The organism is Siminovitchia jepli (genome assembly GCF_047228825.1).
Lineage (GTDB): Bacteria > Bacillota > Bacilli > Bacillales > Bacillaceae_C > Siminovitchia.
In genome coordinates, this window is record NZ_JBFEGN010000039.1 from 1 (window position 1) to 15383 (window position 15383).

The 15383-nt window shown below is 43.8% G+C and carries 12 protein-coding genes; 2 read left to right on the top strand and 10 right to left on the bottom strand.

The features are described from left to right. Positions 1-76: 76 nt before the first annotated feature. The 4 genes from AB1L08_RS13175 to AB1L08_RS13190 all read right to left on the bottom strand — a co-directional run bounded on the left by AB1L08_RS13175 (position 77) and on the right by AB1L08_RS13190 (position 5089). Positions 77-544, bottom strand: a complete 468-nt coding sequence (locus tag AB1L08_RS13175) for an SDR family oxidoreductase (protein WP_413065126.1) — start codon at positions 542-544, stop codon at positions 77-79. 159 nt (positions 545-703) lie between these two features. After that, the gene (locus AB1L08_RS13180) at positions 704-3166 is read right to left on the bottom strand and encodes a YhgE/Pip family protein (RefSeq protein WP_413065127.1); all 2463 of its coding nucleotides are present in this window, start codon (positions 3164-3166) and stop codon (positions 704-706) included. A 110-nt stretch (positions 3167-3276) separates the two neighbouring features. Next, on the bottom strand, positions 3277-3846 hold the full coding sequence (locus AB1L08_RS13185) for a TetR/AcrR family transcriptional regulator (protein WP_413065128.1): 570 nt from the start codon (positions 3844-3846) through the stop codon (positions 3277-3279). Positions 3847-4063: 217 nt separating this feature from the next. Further along, complete coding sequence (locus AB1L08_RS13190) at positions 4064-5089, bottom strand: NADP-dependent oxidoreductase (protein WP_413065129.1); 1026 nt, start codon at positions 5087-5089, stop codon at positions 4064-4066. 322 nt (positions 5090-5411) lie between these two features. Here AB1L08_RS13190 and AB1L08_RS13195 point away from each other — a divergent pair, with 322 nt between their 5' ends. Both AB1L08_RS13195 and AB1L08_RS13200 read left to right on the top strand, forming a co-directional pair. Further along, positions 5412-5951: an ECF transporter S component gene (locus AB1L08_RS13195; RefSeq protein ID WP_413065130.1), complete on the top strand. Its 540-nt coding sequence runs from the start codon at positions 5412-5414 to the stop codon at positions 5949-5951. Between the two features lie 649 nt (positions 5952-6600). Next, positions 6601-8034, top strand: coding sequence for a L,D-transpeptidase family protein (locus AB1L08_RS13200; protein ID WP_413065131.1), 1434 nt, complete (start codon positions 6601-6603; stop codon positions 8032-8034). Between the two features lie 53 nt (positions 8035-8087). On the opposite strand, the gene AB1L08_RS13205 is transcribed toward AB1L08_RS13200, so the two are convergent. The 6 genes from AB1L08_RS13205 to AB1L08_RS13230 form a co-directional block, all read right to left on the bottom strand. Further along, positions 8088-9593 (bottom strand): malate:quinone oxidoreductase, encoded by a 1506-nt coding sequence (locus AB1L08_RS13205; RefSeq protein ID WP_413065132.1) that lies wholly within the window; start codon positions 9591-9593, stop codon positions 8088-8090. A 1049-nt stretch (positions 9594-10642) separates the two neighbouring features. Continuing rightward, on the bottom strand, positions 10643-11821 hold the full coding sequence (locus tag AB1L08_RS13210) for a DUF4317 domain-containing protein (RefSeq protein ID WP_413065133.1): 1179 nt from the start codon (positions 11819-11821) through the stop codon (positions 10643-10645). Between the two features lie 660 nt (positions 11822-12481). After that, positions 12482-13102: an HAD family hydrolase gene (locus AB1L08_RS13215; protein WP_413065134.1), complete on the bottom strand. Its 621-nt coding sequence runs from the start codon at positions 13100-13102 to the stop codon at positions 12482-12484. A 75-nt stretch (positions 13103-13177) separates the two neighbouring features. Then, positions 13178-13822, bottom strand: coding sequence for a bifunctional 2-keto-4-hydroxyglutarate aldolase/2-keto-3-deoxy-6-phosphogluconate aldolase (locus tag AB1L08_RS13220; protein ID WP_413065135.1), 645 nt, complete (start codon positions 13820-13822; stop codon positions 13178-13180). A gap of 12 nt (positions 13823-13834) precedes the next feature. After that, positions 13835-14413: a glucose-6-phosphate isomerase family protein gene (locus tag AB1L08_RS13225; protein ID WP_413065136.1), complete on the bottom strand. Its 579-nt coding sequence runs from the start codon at positions 14411-14413 to the stop codon at positions 13835-13837. A gap of 23 nt (positions 14414-14436) precedes the next feature. Next, complete coding sequence (locus AB1L08_RS13230) at positions 14437-15378, bottom strand: shikimate dehydrogenase (RefSeq protein WP_413065137.1); 942 nt, start codon at positions 15376-15378, stop codon at positions 14437-14439. Positions 15379-15383 lie beyond the last annotated feature (5 nt).

Genomic DNA, 15383 nt, shown 5'->3' on the forward strand with positions numbered 1-15383 from the left:
AAAATAAAAACAAGAGCCGATTTCTTTTTTAAACCTATGTTTCTGGCATTCATCCCGGCATTGAAATGCCGGGCCTTTAAACTGTACTCCTTTTTGTCACTTCAAAACCGGAAACAGAAGCAATATTGATAATGTGTCCGGTCGAGCGATCAAGCATGGAAGGCAATACGGCATTGATACCGTACAGTACCCCTTTAATGTTGACATCAATCATTTGCTCCCACTCTTCCACATTTCCGGACCGGACAGTTCCCGAAAGCATCTGGCCTGCGTTGTTGACAAAAATATCAACATGGCCAAATGTTTCCATCGCTTTTTTCACCATTTCCTCTACTTCTTCCCTGTTTGCCATGTCCGTCCTTACCGCAAATACTTTCCCTCTCCCCTGCCGGTTCATTTCCTGCTCCATTTCATGCAATCTGTCAATGCGCCTGGCAGCCAGAACAACATTGGCGCCCTCTGCCGCCAGTTCTTTCGCAATGGCAGCGCCAATCCCGCTGCTTGCACCTGTAACAACAGCTGTTTTTCCTTGTAATGGCCCCATATTCGATTCCTCCCCTTTCGTTCTTTTAACCGAGTGTAACACGAAGGGAAATCAGATGAATACGAATGGCATCCCTGCTGATCATATAGAGGGCCAAATTTATTCAGGTCAACCAACGCATTCAAAAAGACAGGTATTTATCATACCTGCCTTTCCGTTTTACACTGCAGCTTCTGAATACTGCTGGTTTGTTTTTTTATTTTTGACAATAAAATAAGTCATTGTTAACACGATACAGCCAAGAATATAGAGTACCAGAATTCCTACGTTATGCCACATAAATACGTAATCTCCGCTTGAAATGACTGCTTTAAACGCCTGAACCGTATACGTCATCGGCAATAAGTCATTGAATGGCTGGATCGCCTTTGGAATTAACTCCAGCGGGAATGTTCCGGCGCTTGTTGTCAGCTGCAAAATCAGAATGATAATCGCCGCGAAGCGCCCCGGATCTCCCAATGTTGTAACGAGGAGTTGTATCAGTGTCATAAAGACAATACTTGTAATAATTGATACAAAAACGAATAATGGGATACTTTTTACTTCCATTCCCAATCCAAATAATAAAACAGCATCTACCAGTAAAGCCTGAATTACACCTGTGAGCGCCACAACCCCGAATTTGCCAAGGAACCAGGCAATGCCATTGCGCGGTTTTACAGCAGGGTCTTTCAAATTGAAGACGATGGTCATCAATAGGGCACCGACAAATAGCCCCAATGAAATAAAGTATGGTGCAAAACCTGTACCGTAATTCGGAACCGGGTTTACCTCTTCTTTATCCACTTCGACAGGGTTTCCCATCATATCGTACGTATCATCATTGGGGTCTGCCGAGTTTGCTTCATCTGCCGCATCACTCAATTTCTCATGCAACTCCTTCGTTCCATCATGCAGTTCAGATGTTCCGTCTGAAAGCTTCCCGGAACCATCGGCCAGTTTTTGCGATCCGTCTTTGATTTTGGACGAGCCGTCTGCCAACTGCCCCATTCCGTTGCTTAATTCATTGGCACCATCTGACAATTGGTGAGCGCCTGAATTTGCTTCTTTCATTTTTTGTTTGAATAATTCCATGTTCTTAACATACTCTTGTTGGCCGCTGCTTAACTTGGAAGATCCGTCGCTAAGTTCTTTTGCCCCAGTCGATAATTGGTTGATGCCATCCTCAAGTGCAAGCTGGCCGGATTGAATGGCTCCAAGCCCCGCAGTTAATTGGTTAAATACCGGATCAACTGCTTGTTGGATTTCTTTGTCCAGACCTGCAGTAGAACCGCCGAGCTTCTTATTTACTTCACCCTTATACAGGCTAAAAGCATTATCAATTCCGGCAGCAGCTTGATTCATTCCTTGCTTAATGCCTGCCTCTACCTGCGGCTTAAGTTGATTCGCCATGGATTGCTCAATTTGTTCTTTCGAAGGGGAAGAAGCAGTTACTTGAGAAATGATTCCCTGGACTTTTTCTTGCGGAATTCCATTATCCAATAGCGCCTGAGAAAGTTTATTCATCTGTTCTTTTTGCATATTTTCAATGTTGCCGGCAACTCCCTTTGCCACCCCTGCTGAAAGCTGCCCTGACAGTCCTTTTGCCAAGTCATTTTGCAGCTTGCTATTAATTCCCTGGTTTAATTGATCCAAGCCTTGATTCATTTCCTGGCCGCTTGCCTGAATCTTTGCACTGATGGTATCGGCCATCTGCTTCGGCAATTGGGTTTGAAACTGTTTTAACCCATCCTGTACCTGTCCTGTTCCTGCTACCAAGTCAGGCATTTTTCCGCTGACTTCCTGCAAACCGTTTTGAACCTGCGAAATACCGCCATTTAGTGCCTTGGAGCCTTTTTCTACATCCTTGGATGCACTGGCAAGCTTTCCGCTGGCATCTGTTAATTGATCCATTCCGCTGGCAAGAGCCTGTGAACCTTTGTACAGTTCATCGGTACCGGAACGCGCTTTTGTCATCCCGTTTTCAAATTCAATAGAGCTGGATGCCAAAACTTCCAAATGATCCTTAAGCTCTTTGGAGCCGTCTGCAAGTTCTTTTGCTCCGTCATCTAATTTCTTACTGCCGTCACTTGCTTTTTCAAGACCTTTTGCTACTTCTCCAACCTTATCAAACATCGTTTCGGCGTATGTGGACGAGACCGCTTTGGCAACCTCGGCCCTGATTTCTTTTGCCGCTGTTTCCCCGATCTGTGAGGAAAGGAAGTTATGAGCCTCATTCGGTACGTACTTCAGTTCCAATTTCTTCGGTTTTTCGTCCATTAAGGTCGTTGCATTTTCCGAAAAGTCCTTTGGGATTTCGATCAACATATAATATTTGCGGTGTTCCAAATCCCTGTACCCGGCTTTTTTGGGGACAAAATGAAATTGAAATTGATCGTTATCCTTTAACTTATCAACCAATTCCTTTCCCAATTCCAATTTCTCTCCCTCATAGTCAGCACCTGTATCTTCATTTACAACAGCAACAGGCAAATCGCTCAAATAATCATATGGATCCCAGAAAGCCCAAAGAAACATCCCTGCATATAATAATGGAACGAAGACGACAGCCACAATGGGAATAAGAACTTTTTTATTTGTCAGGATTTGTTTCCATTCCGATAAAAAGCTTGATTTCTCCATACAAACATTTCTCCTTTAAACACTTGACTATTATATTCAATTGGTCATTTTTATGTAAAAATAATTATGACCACTTTATTCATTTGGTCAATCCTGCCCTAAAATAAGGATTATCTTTTGGATAACCCATTCAACAAATACAACTTAAACAATTTTGATATTTCCTCTTTCTCCAGCGGCTTATGGACTTTTTCCCAATCAAAGATGAGGGCAATATAAAGCTTTAAAATAACAAAAGCTGTAATCTCGGGATTGCACGGCTTAATCTCACCTTTTTCAATCCCTTTTTGGACGATGTTTGCCACGTATTGGATAATCGTATTTTCGATCTTTTGGATCACATCCTTAACCGCCGGGGTCCCCATTTCTTTTTCTTCCTGGATGAGTTTAATCATGAGCTGATGCTCCGTCCGGAACTCCAATAACGTAAAAAGGGCGCGATCCACCTTTTCATAAAAAGATAAATCGTCATGTAAGTCTTTTTCAACCGATTGTTTCATTTCAAGGATTAAAGATGAAATGATTTCATGAAATAGCTCTTCTTTATTTTTATAAAAAGTATAAATCGTTCCCTTGCCGACATTGGCCAACCTGGCAATTTGATCCATTGTCGTAGCTTTGTAGCCGAATAAGGAAAAAGAGTTCGTTGCTGCCTGTAAAATTTGCTGTTTCCTGTTCATTGGTGCCTGTCACCCCCCGGATCTCCCCGCAATATGTCGAATGACCATTTGAACGTTATGGTCATTTGTACATTACCATACTAACACACCTGTCTACAGGCTGCAATACAATGTTTTCTTCAGATTGTATGAATCCCATTACAATTACAAAAACGCACTCATACCCGTCAACAAAAAGGTTCAACCCCTTAATGTCTTCTGTAACATATGATCCTTTTTATTTTCCATACTGACGGTCAGCAACTTTCACGAGCAGCTTGCCAATATTTTTTCCTTTAAAAAGATCAAGAAAAGCATTTGGAATATTTTCGAAGCCTTCTTTGATCGTTTCACGATACTTGAGTTTTCCCTCCTGCAGCCATTGGCCAAGCTGTTTAGCTCCCTCATGGAAGCGTTCTGAATAATTTCCTACAGTAAAACCTTGCATCAATGCACTTTTCTTAATCAGCGTCGCCTGTACACGCGGACCGATATCCGCTCCTTCCAGGTTGTAGGAAGAAATGGCCCCACAAACCGGAATGCGCGCAAAGCGGTTTAACCGGGTCAATACAGCATCGGAAACTTCCCCGCCGACATTATCAAAATACACATCAACACCCTCCGGGCATGCACGCTTTACTTCATTCGCAAGATCTTTTGCTGTTCGGTAATTGATGCCTTCATCAAATCCCAATTCATCTTTCAAATAACTGATTTTATGATCTGAACCGGCAATCCCTACAACTTTAGCTCCCTTGATTTTGGCTATTTGCCCAACGGTGGATCCAACAGCCCCTGCCGCTCCCGAGATGACTACCGTCTCCCCTTCCTGTGGCTGGCCAATTTCCAGCAAACCAAAATAGGCTGTCAACCCGGTCATTCCCAATATGCCCAAATGCGTTGATATGGGAGCAAGTGACGGATCAATCTTTCGGATCTCTTTTTCATTTGCGGCATAATATTGCTGCCAGCCAAACATGCCTGTGACCACATCCCCTTGTTGGAAAAGATCCGATTTGGACTCAATTACTTCCCCTATGGCTCCGCCTTCAATCACTTCTCCTACTTGAAAAGGCTCTATGTACGATTCTGCGTCCTCCATTCTGCCTCTCATATAAGGGTCAACGGAAACAAACAGGGTTTTGACCAATATTTGGCCTTCCTTGAGCTCATCTATATCTTTTTCTACAAATTTAAAAGTGCTGCTGTCCGGCATTCCCTTCGGCCTTTCCGCTAAAATGATTTGCTGATTGACAAACGTCACGAAAATCTCTCCTTTTTTGTTGGCTTTGCTACTACCATGTTAGTGAAAATCCCCTGCCTATTCCAACAAAACACATCATGCAACTTTTTTAAAAACAGATCACCCAACTATTTATGTTTATTTTTATTAAAAAGTTGATTTCTATTCCACATAGTGGAAAAACAACATTTTGTATTCCTAATAAACTGACTATGTCTTGTCTTCTAAATCCCCCAAACTGGCCCCTATATTTTTTGCAAAAGTGACACTTTCAAAGAGACCACCCCTTTGATAAAGTTATGTACAAATGAAAGTTGTATCAATCAGAAAGAAGGGTTTCATGATGGAAAGAACAGCAGCTTATTCAAGTTCTAAAACCAAAACTTTTGATCTCATTCTTACGGCCCTGTTAACGGCGCTCGTCTTCGTATCCACCATGCTCTTAAATATTAAACTGCCTATTTCGATAAATGGCGGTCTTGTTCACCTTGGTTCAGCCATGCTTTTTATTTCAGCCATCGTATTTGGCCCCAAAAAAGGAGCGTTTGCCGGGGCAGTCGGCATGGGTTTGTTTGACCTTGTCTCCGGCTGGGCATTATGGGCGCCCATCACCTTTTTAACACGCGCTTTGCAGGGCTATATCGTTGGAAAAATTGCCTGGGCGGGAGGCCGCAAGGGAAACAGCATCGCATATAACCTATTGGGAATCATCGTTTCGGTACCTCCGATGATCGCCGGCTATTATCTTTGGGAAAGCTTAATATATGGCAACTGGATCGTACCATTGACCTCCATTCCCGGAGACATCGTACAAAGTGTCATTGGCATCGCTGTTGCCATTCCGGTTTGTATCGTGCTGAAAAAAATCCCTGCTTTTAAATAATGGCGGGAAAAGTGTGTAGCTTATGGGATCTATATCATTCTTAAAAATAATGCAAAGGATTCAATTTATTACATTCTGGCTATTATTGTTATTTGTACATGTGTTCCCTCACTGGGTCTCTATTCATTTTACTATTTCTTAGGAAAAACAATGGGAGGATGAATAGACGTTCAATGATCAAAAAGCAAAATACCCCTCTTCACAAAGGGAAAGGATATTTTTATTTTACCTTGGGGGCATAGTAAACCAATACTGGTTTTATATGCATTTTTGCAAACCTCCCTTTGAAAATATGACTATAATTAAAATATTATATTAAAATTCGAAAAATTAAAAACACGACGTAATATCAGGCTTTTGAGACCTTCAATTGGAGGTCCCGAGGGTATTGTGCGGTATGGGGCTTTTGGATATCCGCCAATAGCCTTTTCGAGTTCCCCTGAAGCTTTTCCTCCTTGGATACCCCAGCAATTCTCCTCGCCTCTGATCCGTTCCGGTACATGTCTCAAAATCCTCTTCTCCCTAAAAGTTTTGTAAAATTTCACACCTTACAAAATGTGACAAACTCCTCACGAAACATATTGTAGTATAATTGTAATAGAATTGTAATACAACCAATTGCTGGACATCAGTAACGGAGGGAATGTTTATGAGTGCGGTAAATGAACCAATTGATGCAGAGCGGGGCAATCGATTCAAAAAACCCGTAAAGCGGAATTTTATTGTAATTGGAACCATCATCTTAATCGCTTTAATTTTTGCAGGATTGAGCTATTACCAGGCAACCCGGTTCAATCCGAACATTACCATTAACGGCATTAAAGTCGGCGGATTGACTGCTGATCAGGTGATTCATAAATTAAAATCATTTAAACTAAAAAACAGGGTCTATATAGGAAAAGAACTGATTTTGGATGAAAAAGATACGCAGACGGCATTTACGGATCAGGATATGCCTGAAGTTAAAAAGCTGTTGAAAAGCCAGTGGACATTTTTTCCTTCCACAAAGGAGAAAAATTATTCACTGTTACCCAAAAAGACGGATTCATTTCGAAGCGAAACGATGAAAAAACAAGTAGAAGAAAAGCTCCTATCATTAAATAAGAGTTTAAAGCCACCCCAAGATGCCCAGGTAAAATGGGAACACGACAAAATTGTCATCTCTGAAAGTGTCGATGGAGAACAATATGATATCGCTGCTCTATTAAAAGATTATGAGAAACAAATGTATACGAGCGATATTCATTTGAAGCCCGCATTCATAAAGCCTATCAAAGCGGACAGCCCGATCATAAAAGAAAACGAAAAAAAGCTGCAGGATTTCATGCAGCGAAGCCTCGATTATAAGGTACAGGACAAAGTGTACACTTTACAAGCGAATGAATTGATTAAAAAAGCCTCCATTTCAAATGACGGGAAGGTATCTATCACTGAAAGTGATATTCGGAAAAAAATAGACGAAATTAATCAAGCCCAATCAACATTAAATAAAGATTTTAAATTCAAGACTCATTCAGGAAAGGTCATTTCGGTAAGAGGCCAGGGCTATGGCTGGGCAATAAATGCCGAGAAAGAAACGGCAATGCTCGAGAAGGCTTTTGAAAGTGGAAAGGAATCCATTTCCGCTTCCAATATTTATGGAAATGGCTGGGATTATGATGCGATTGGCTATGAAAGAACAGCAAACAACGGCATTGGCGACACGTACGCTGAGGTATCCATTGCGGAACAGCGCATCTGGATTTATAAAAATGGCAAGCTGGCAGTCACAACGCATGTCGTTACCGGAAAAATGAGTACCAATGAAGGAACACATCCCGGGGTTTGGTACGTTCTTTATAAAGCCTCTCCATATACACTTAGGGGAAGTGCAGTAGGCAATCCCAATTACTCCGTTGATGTTAAATACTGGGTTCCATTCACAAACGACGGACAGGGCTTTCACGATGCCGACTGGCGAAAAAACTGGGCAAGTAATGCCTATCTTACGGAAGGTTCGGCCGGATGTGTCAACACGCCTCCTGATGTTATGAAAGCCGTGTACGATAACCTCAGCACTTACGATCCGGTTATTGTCTATTAAATAAGGACGGTTCTTGTACTACCTTGGAAGGAAGTACAAAAACCGTCCCTTTTTCATGATACTGTTTGGAATGGCAAATTTTCGCTTAGACCAAGTGTCTCCGATGTGGAAATAAGGACTTTTTTAAAAAGCTCCGGGTCTTCCACTAGTGACACGCCATAAGAAGGAATCATTTCTTTGATCTTTGGTTCCCATTCCTTCATATGCTGCGGGAAACATTTTTCCAATACCTCAAGCATGACGTGAACGGCAGTGGAAGCACCCGGGGAAGCGCCGAGTAACGCAGCGATTGAGCCATCGGCGGCATTCACCACTTCCGTGCCAAATTGCAGTGTCCCCTTGCCGGATTCGGTGTCTTTGATGACTTGCACGCGCTGGCCTGCAGTCACGATATCCCAATCCTCTCTTTTGGCGCCCGGAATAAATTCGCGTAGCTCTTCCATGCGCTGTTCATCCGATAGCATTACTTGCTGGATGAGGTATTTTGTTAATTTCATTTCTTTTACCCCCGCTGCCAGCATCGTGATGACATTATTCGGTTTGACAGAACCGATCAAGTCCAAATTGGAACCTGTCTTTAAAAACTTTGGCGAAAATCCGGCGAACGGTCCGAACAGCAATGTCTTTTCGTTGTTTATATATCTTGTATCAAGATGCGGAACAGACATTGGAGGAGCGCCGACCTTCGCTTTACCGTACACTTTTGCGTGGTGCCGCTCTACAATTTCCGGATTGTTGCATACCATAAACAGGCCGCTTACCGGGAAGCCCCCGATATGTTTTGATTCAGGAATACCGGTTTTTTGAAGTAAAGGAAGACTTCCGCCTCCGGCGCCGATAAAGACAAATTTTGCAGTATGATATTCAATGGTACCGCTGCTGATATTGTGCAATTTCACTTCCCACAAGCCATCATTAGTACGTTTGATGTCCTTTACACAGTGTCTATAGTTGATTTCGACATTTTTCCTCTTTAAGTGGTCAAACAAAATGCGGGTTAAAGCACCAAAGTTGACATCTGTGCCAGAGTCAATTTTTGTCGCTGCGATCGGCTCGTCCAGTTCCCGGTCTTCCATGATCAGCGGAACCCATTCCTTCAGTTTTTCAGGGTCATCGGAAAATTCCATTCCCTCAAACAGGGGATTGTTTGACAGCGCCTCAAAACGTTTTTTCAAAAACGCTACATTCTCTTCCCCTTCCACAAAACTCATATGCGGGATCGGCATGATAAAATCCTGCGGATTGCGAATCAAGTTGCTGTGTACAAGATATGACCAGAACTGCTTTGAAAGCTGGAACTGTTCATTAATTTTAACAGCTTTGCCAGTGTCTATCGATCCGTCGGGTCTTTCGGGTGTATAATTGAGCTCGCAAAGTGCAGAATGGCCCGTCCCCGCATTATTCCATTCGTTGGAGCTTTCTTCCCCTGCTTCTTCAAGTTTCTCAAACACCTTGATTTCCCATTCCGGTGCCAATTCTTTCAGCAGTGATCCCAAAGTCGCGCTCATGATTCCGGCACCAATTAAGATAACGTCTGTTTTCGTTTGTTTGTTACTCATTGTCTACCTTCCTTATACCCTATATTTTATATAGAATGTAGGCGCTCCCGCTTAGGCACCACAACAAGCCGGGGCGCGAACTAGTTATTACCTTTCTCATTCTATTATACCCCAATCATAGATGATTAGAGCATTTTATAGACTAGAATGTTTATTTGATATTATCTAAAATTAAGATTGATTTCTGAGAATTGAGCTCATACTGTTATAATACAAAAACAGACTCCCCCGTAAGATCGAATATGGAATAGGGATCGCCTGTTTCACAAACTTTGAGGTTCAGACGTTCCTAGGAAGATGGTAATGTAAAAGAATGCCACTGTTGCCAGCAGTTAACGCAATTTTATGGGATCTTCCTCTGTTATAGCACAACAGCTCATCAATGTAAAAAAACGAAAACATCCCTGCGAATCACCGGATCAGTTAAAAAGCCGTATGGACATAACATTGCTGGACCCATACAGCTCGATTGCTTTATCACATTTCGGAAGGAAGGGAATCTCCAGCAAGTGGAAACAGCCTGAATGAGAACCACAAAAATTCTTTTACCTTTGAACCGTTTTGACACAGAATAGCCTAAAACTTGTATAAAAAGCAGAGAAAGCGGTTTAAAATCGAGAGATTTAAAGATTTGAAGAGGAAATCAGACTTTCAATCGTTTTCATTTCCGTTGTTTCCGTTTTCATTGTTGTTACATAAACTTTGCTCCTTTCATGAAAACGGGGTATAATAAAATTATCATAATAGGAAAGAGGTAATGTAAATGAAAACATTCATTACTGGCCTAGTCGACTTATACGAATCATTTGTTCGTGTCAGAACAGCAAGAGTACTAAACAAACGCTAACGCTTCTAAGGATTAAGCACCTAGATTAGATAGATACATGTTTTCATCGAGTCAAGCCTTCCGGGGCTTGGCTTTTCTATATTTCCCGGGGTGTCACCCCCCGAATTATGTCGAATAGCTGCTGCGGGCCGCCAATTGATTAGAAATTTAAGAACAAACTGAAGAGAAAAGCCGCATGGACGATCACCATGCGACTATCATATTAATGACTCAAAGAGGTCTCGGGGATCAGTTTAAAACCTTCAATCTCAGTGTCTTCATCTACCTCGATTAGTAAACAGCGTTTGCCGTTAAAGTTAACTTGTCTAACATATTTTAAGTCTTTTGGGCTAATAGAGATATTTGCAACCTTCGTATTGATTTTGATCGATTTCGACGAAAAATTTGGCACAATGCTGCTGGCTTTCAGTTCATACTTCTCGTCATCAATAACTTTTTTAAACGCCATTTCAACTTGATCTGTATTGACATCCTCCACTCCGCTCATCTTTAAAACGCGTTCTACGTCTTTGTAATCCAGTTTGGGAGCGTCTTCCTCCACCTCTTCATCCTCATCCATCATTCGATTTATTTCCTCATATACATTGGCAAGCGTTTGGGTATCCACCTGACCTCCCACCACTTCACTTACAACAAACTCAAATACAGCTTTGTCTTCCTGGGCCGTCATGATCTCTTCGCCATTCAACACATGCTCGATAAAGTGATCATCAGGCTGATTCGCTTTGCCCGCCGAGTACAGCACGCGGTTTACATCAGCCGAATTGTCTGTGAAACACGGAAACAAAAACCCCGCTTTCGGAGATGCCAAATTGATAATCGAATCAACCACAACGCTTGATTTAAATTCCTTCTCAACATAATCAAACACCAACGATCTTTTCGGCTGCTCCGTCTGGTTTATGCTGCAGAGGATAAAAGGATGTGTATACACCTCATCCCGGTCACTCACTTCCGCTTCCTCATTGCTCCTTTTTGTCGGCTTAAAATATCCCCCGCGAATGAAGGTGACGACCATATCCTTCTCATACTGAACATCCTTGAACATTTTTTCAACGATCAAAAGCATTTGTTCCTTCCATTCCTCTACACCATCTGCTTGCAAACCTTCATGAAGCATAAAGCGGGTGTGATTTTCCGCCTGATCCTGAAACTTTACTGCAAATAACTTCACATCCAATTGACCCGTCAGCACCTTTTTGAAGTTATTCATAAACAACTCCTGCTGCTCCCGCTCCAGCATGGAAAAAGGCTGGCTCTCTTGATGATAAATATCACTGCTTTCCTTTCTTATGTAAACATTAAAAATATCGCCGATCCGTAATAAATCATTATCAAGTTTGAATTGTTTGCGAATGTTGGCTATATCCTTTTTATTCATCTGAATGTGCAACTCCTCGGCTGTTTTTGTCTGTCAGGGGATCCCTGTTTAAGATGGGTTTTTAAATCCTTCATCTAAGAAAATTACCCATCCATAAAATGAAAATACCACAGTCTAAATAACCGTGGTAGACCCAAAATATGATACTGTTTTATCCTTGTACAAAAATAAGCATGTGCGAACGCTAAAATTCGGTTTTGATAATGCTTCCCGGCTGCCCTTCATCCAACAATAATCCAGGTACGCTCATGATTTTGGGGAACTGATCCAGGGGAATAAATTGTTACAGGACCTTCCACCATTTGTTTAACGGCATCAGCTTTTTTCTTCGCCCAACGCAAGCATGATCATTTCCATGGCAGCCATAATCGAAGAAATGCCCATAGCAATTGCTTAGGGACTTCCTCATCTTTTTCAAAATAACGTTTGTTCGCTTCACGTTTGGTGGAGTTCGTTCAGCTGCCAGAGCCAATACTGAACCCTATTCTTTTTTCTACCTGCCGGATGGAACAGAACAGCCTGAAGATCAGATTTTCCGGCGTTTCCTGAGGCAGGAAGCAAAGGCTCCACTACCTCATTAGGAACTGACTTGGTAGAACGCCTTGATGGTAGAAACACCGATACAGATTCACATTTATTTTTACAATTACCCGCGCATCATCAACCAAACAATCCCACCAACTCGTTAATACTTTCAATGCGATATTCCCAATCCTCCACGTCCCCAAATCCATACGCTGCATACACAAACGGGATGCCGGCATATTTTGCCGCTTCCTGATCTTTTTGAGTATCGCCCACGTAAACAGGTGCCTTCAGGTTATTCCGTTCCATCACCAATCGGATGTTCTCCCCCTTGCTGAGACCTGTACGGCCCGGGTTCTCAAAGTCTTCAAAATACCGCTCCAAGCCATGATAAGCGTAGAAAGACTCTATGTAACCTTCCTGACAGTTACTCACAATAAAAAGCCGGTATTTCTTCGAAAGCACCTCAAGCGTCTCTTCCAATCCTTCAAACAAAATACCGCCTTCGCGCTTTAACTCGGCATTCTCCCGTTCACAGCATGCCAAAATAAGTTCCATCCGTTGTTCTTCACTAAGATCACCGAACAAAATACTTGCAATATCCCGGATTTGCAAACCCATTGTTCCGCGCAGATCATCCTCCGTCACTTCTGTCCGGCTGCAAGCAGCATCCCGGACGACCTCCGTCCATGATTTCGCCACTGTTTTACGGGAGTCCCAGAGTGTTCCATCCAAGTCAAAAATAATACTGTCCATTTCCGCACCTCCGCCTTTGTCTATGCAAAAACCCGAATCATCCATTCAGCATGATTCGGGTTTTTGTTCATTCGTTCATTCATTCCTCGCCATCTTGATTTGTTCGATAAACTGTTTTGCCGTCTCTGTTATCTTATCATAACCGTCCACGTCCGGCTTGCCGATGAGGCTGCCGCCTGCACCCACGGCAACGGCACCTGCACGGATCCAGTCAGCAACGTTATCGATGCTTACCCCGCCCGTCGGCATGAGATTTGCCTGTGGAATCGGACCTTTTATCGCTTTAATCACTTTCGGGCCCATTAGCTCCCCCGGGAAGACCTTCAATACTTCCGCGCCACATTCAAGGCCGCGCACGACGTCCTTTATCGTCATAACGCCCGGCATGTACGGGATCTGGTATCGATTGCACAGCCTGGCCGTATCCTCTTCGAGGTACGGGCTCACAACATATTTTGCGCCGGCCAGGATGGCAATACGGGCCGTTTCTGCATCCAGCACCGTACCGGCGCCAACGATCAGATCATCGCCGAATTCAGTTCCCAATTCCTTAATCACTTCCGTCGCACCAGGTACGGTGTACGTGATTTCTATCGCCGCAACGCCGCCCTTCATCGCCGCTTCCGTGATCCGCTTCGCCTGGTCGGCATTGTCCGCACGGACGACCGCCACCAAGCCGCTCTCTTCAATATTCCTTAAGATTTCCCGTTTTCGCATCATCCTCGGCACTCCTTACTGCTGCCATTTCGGGTTATCAATGATTTCCGGCTTGCCATCCCTTTCGACGACCAGCTTCCGATAACCCTTCGTCTCGATTGTACCATAATCGTGGCCCGCATCCGCACGAAAGGCGAAAAATGTAACGAGCGGCTCCTTGCCGGTGTTAATGCTGCGGTGTGCGTAGCGCGGCGGCACCTGGACGGCCCGGCCCGGGATGAACTTCTCGATTTCCCACTCGCCTTCCGGATTCTCCATGAGCATATACCCTTCACCGCTGAGGCAGAAGTACACTTCGCCCGTCTCCAGCACTTCGTGGAAATGCCCCTTCGTCATATAGTATTCGCCGCCGACCGTACCCGGATAGACGATGCTCGTACCATATTGGATATCGCCGTCTGTCTTCGGAAGATCGAGTTCATAATATTCATAGACAAGAGAGTCATTGCCCGCCTCAAGTTCTGCCTGAAGAGCTTGCGTATCGTGGAACATTTTTTTCATGTCGGACAAGCGGCGCTGCTTCGTCTGTTCTTCTTCCGAAAAGCCCGTCTTTAGATCAAACAGTGTTGCATTTGCTTTAGATGTCTGTGTCATCTGTTTACTCCTCCCCAAATCATTTATCGTATAACATCGGACAATTGCTCAATCCGGTCGAACCGCTCTCCGGCTATTTCGATATCGAATACTTCCGCAATGACCTGCGTCCACCCATGCAGGAAGTAAATCCAGCCGTCCTCCACATGGAGGTTTCGCTCGTCCTTCTGTGCCAGCGCTTGGTGCATGAAATCGCGCTTCCCGCGATAGTTCAGCTCCCATACAAGGCTATGCCGCGGAAATTTCACGCTATCCGAAAGCGGCGAGCCCGGACGATCCTTTCCCATTCCGGTGGCGTTGATGACGAGGGAATGTGGCTTTAGCCCTTCAAGCAGCCGGTCATTTTCTTTCGAACCCGCCGTAAGATGGCACTCCACCTTTGCATCAGGGTTCACCTTGCCAATAATTTGCTCGATTTCGGCGAGCCGGCTCTCGTTGATATCAGTGATAACCACGCGGGAAGGAATGTTGTCCCTGTTCTCGCGGGAAAGAAGTGCAGACGATATGGCGATTGCACTTCCACCTGCACCCAGCAGCAACAGTTCACCGCCATGTTCTTTCCAGTAGTCGTCCGGCACAAACCGCTCAAGTGCCAAGCCGCTTGATATCGGGTCCTTCGCGTGGCCTTGCAGCTTACCGTCCCGCTTTGAGATTGAAGACAATTCGCCGAACATCTGCGCATAAGGATCAAGGTAGTAAAAGAGATCCTTCGCTGCCTCGTAAAGGTCAATTTTATGAGTCGTGACGAGCGCACCAAGTGACAGTTCGTCGTTCTTGATGAACTCTACGACTTTCCGATAGTGTTCCGGATCGGCGTGAATTTCAAGATCAATTCCCTTTAGAACAGCTTCCTTCAGGCCAAGTGCCTTCGCCCATTCCGGGAATAATTTCATGATGGACGACTTCGTCGTCGTTACTCCGATGAAATACATCGTAGGTACTTTCGCCTTTTCCGGCAGATTCATATCGA

What these genes read in the sequence shown, in the direction of transcription:
- AB1L08_RS13220 (WP_413065135.1), bottom strand. Translation starts at nt 13,822, where the DNA reads ATGATGCGAAAACGGGAAATCTTAAGGAATATTGAAGAGAGCGGCTTG.
- AB1L08_RS13215 (WP_413065134.1), bottom strand. Translation starts at nt 13,102, where the DNA reads ATGGACAGTATTATTTTTGACTTGGATGGAACACTCTGGGACTCCCGT.
- AB1L08_RS13230 (WP_413065137.1), bottom strand. Translation starts at nt 15,378, where the DNA reads ATGAATCTGCCGGAAAAGGCGAAAGTACCTACGATGTATTTCATCGGA.
- AB1L08_RS13200 (WP_413065131.1), top strand. Translation starts at nt 6,601, where the DNA reads ATGAGTGCGGTAAATGAACCAATTGATGCAGAGCGGGGCAATCGATTC.
- AB1L08_RS13185 (WP_413065128.1), bottom strand. Translation starts at nt 3,846, where the DNA reads ATGAACAGGAAACAGCAAATTTTACAGGCAGCAACGAACTCTTTTTCC.
- AB1L08_RS13175 (WP_413065126.1), bottom strand. Translation starts at nt 544, where the DNA reads ATGGGGCCATTACAAGGAAAAACAGCTGTTGTTACAGGTGCAAGCAGC.
- AB1L08_RS13225 (WP_413065136.1), bottom strand. Translation starts at nt 14,413, where the DNA reads ATGACACAGACATCTAAAGCAAATGCAACACTGTTTGATCTAAAGACG.
- AB1L08_RS13205 (WP_413065132.1), bottom strand. Translation starts at nt 9,593, where the DNA reads ATGAGTAACAAACAAACGAAAACAGACGTTATCTTAATTGGTGCCGGA.
- AB1L08_RS13195 (WP_413065130.1), top strand. Translation starts at nt 5,412, where the DNA reads ATGGAAAGAACAGCAGCTTATTCAAGTTCTAAAACCAAAACTTTTGAT.
- AB1L08_RS13180 (WP_413065127.1), bottom strand. Translation starts at nt 3,166, where the DNA reads ATGGAGAAATCAAGCTTTTTATCGGAATGGAAACAAATCCTGACAAAT.
- AB1L08_RS13210 (WP_413065133.1), bottom strand. Translation starts at nt 11,821, where the DNA reads ATGAATAAAAAGGATATAGCCAACATTCGCAAACAATTCAAACTTGAT.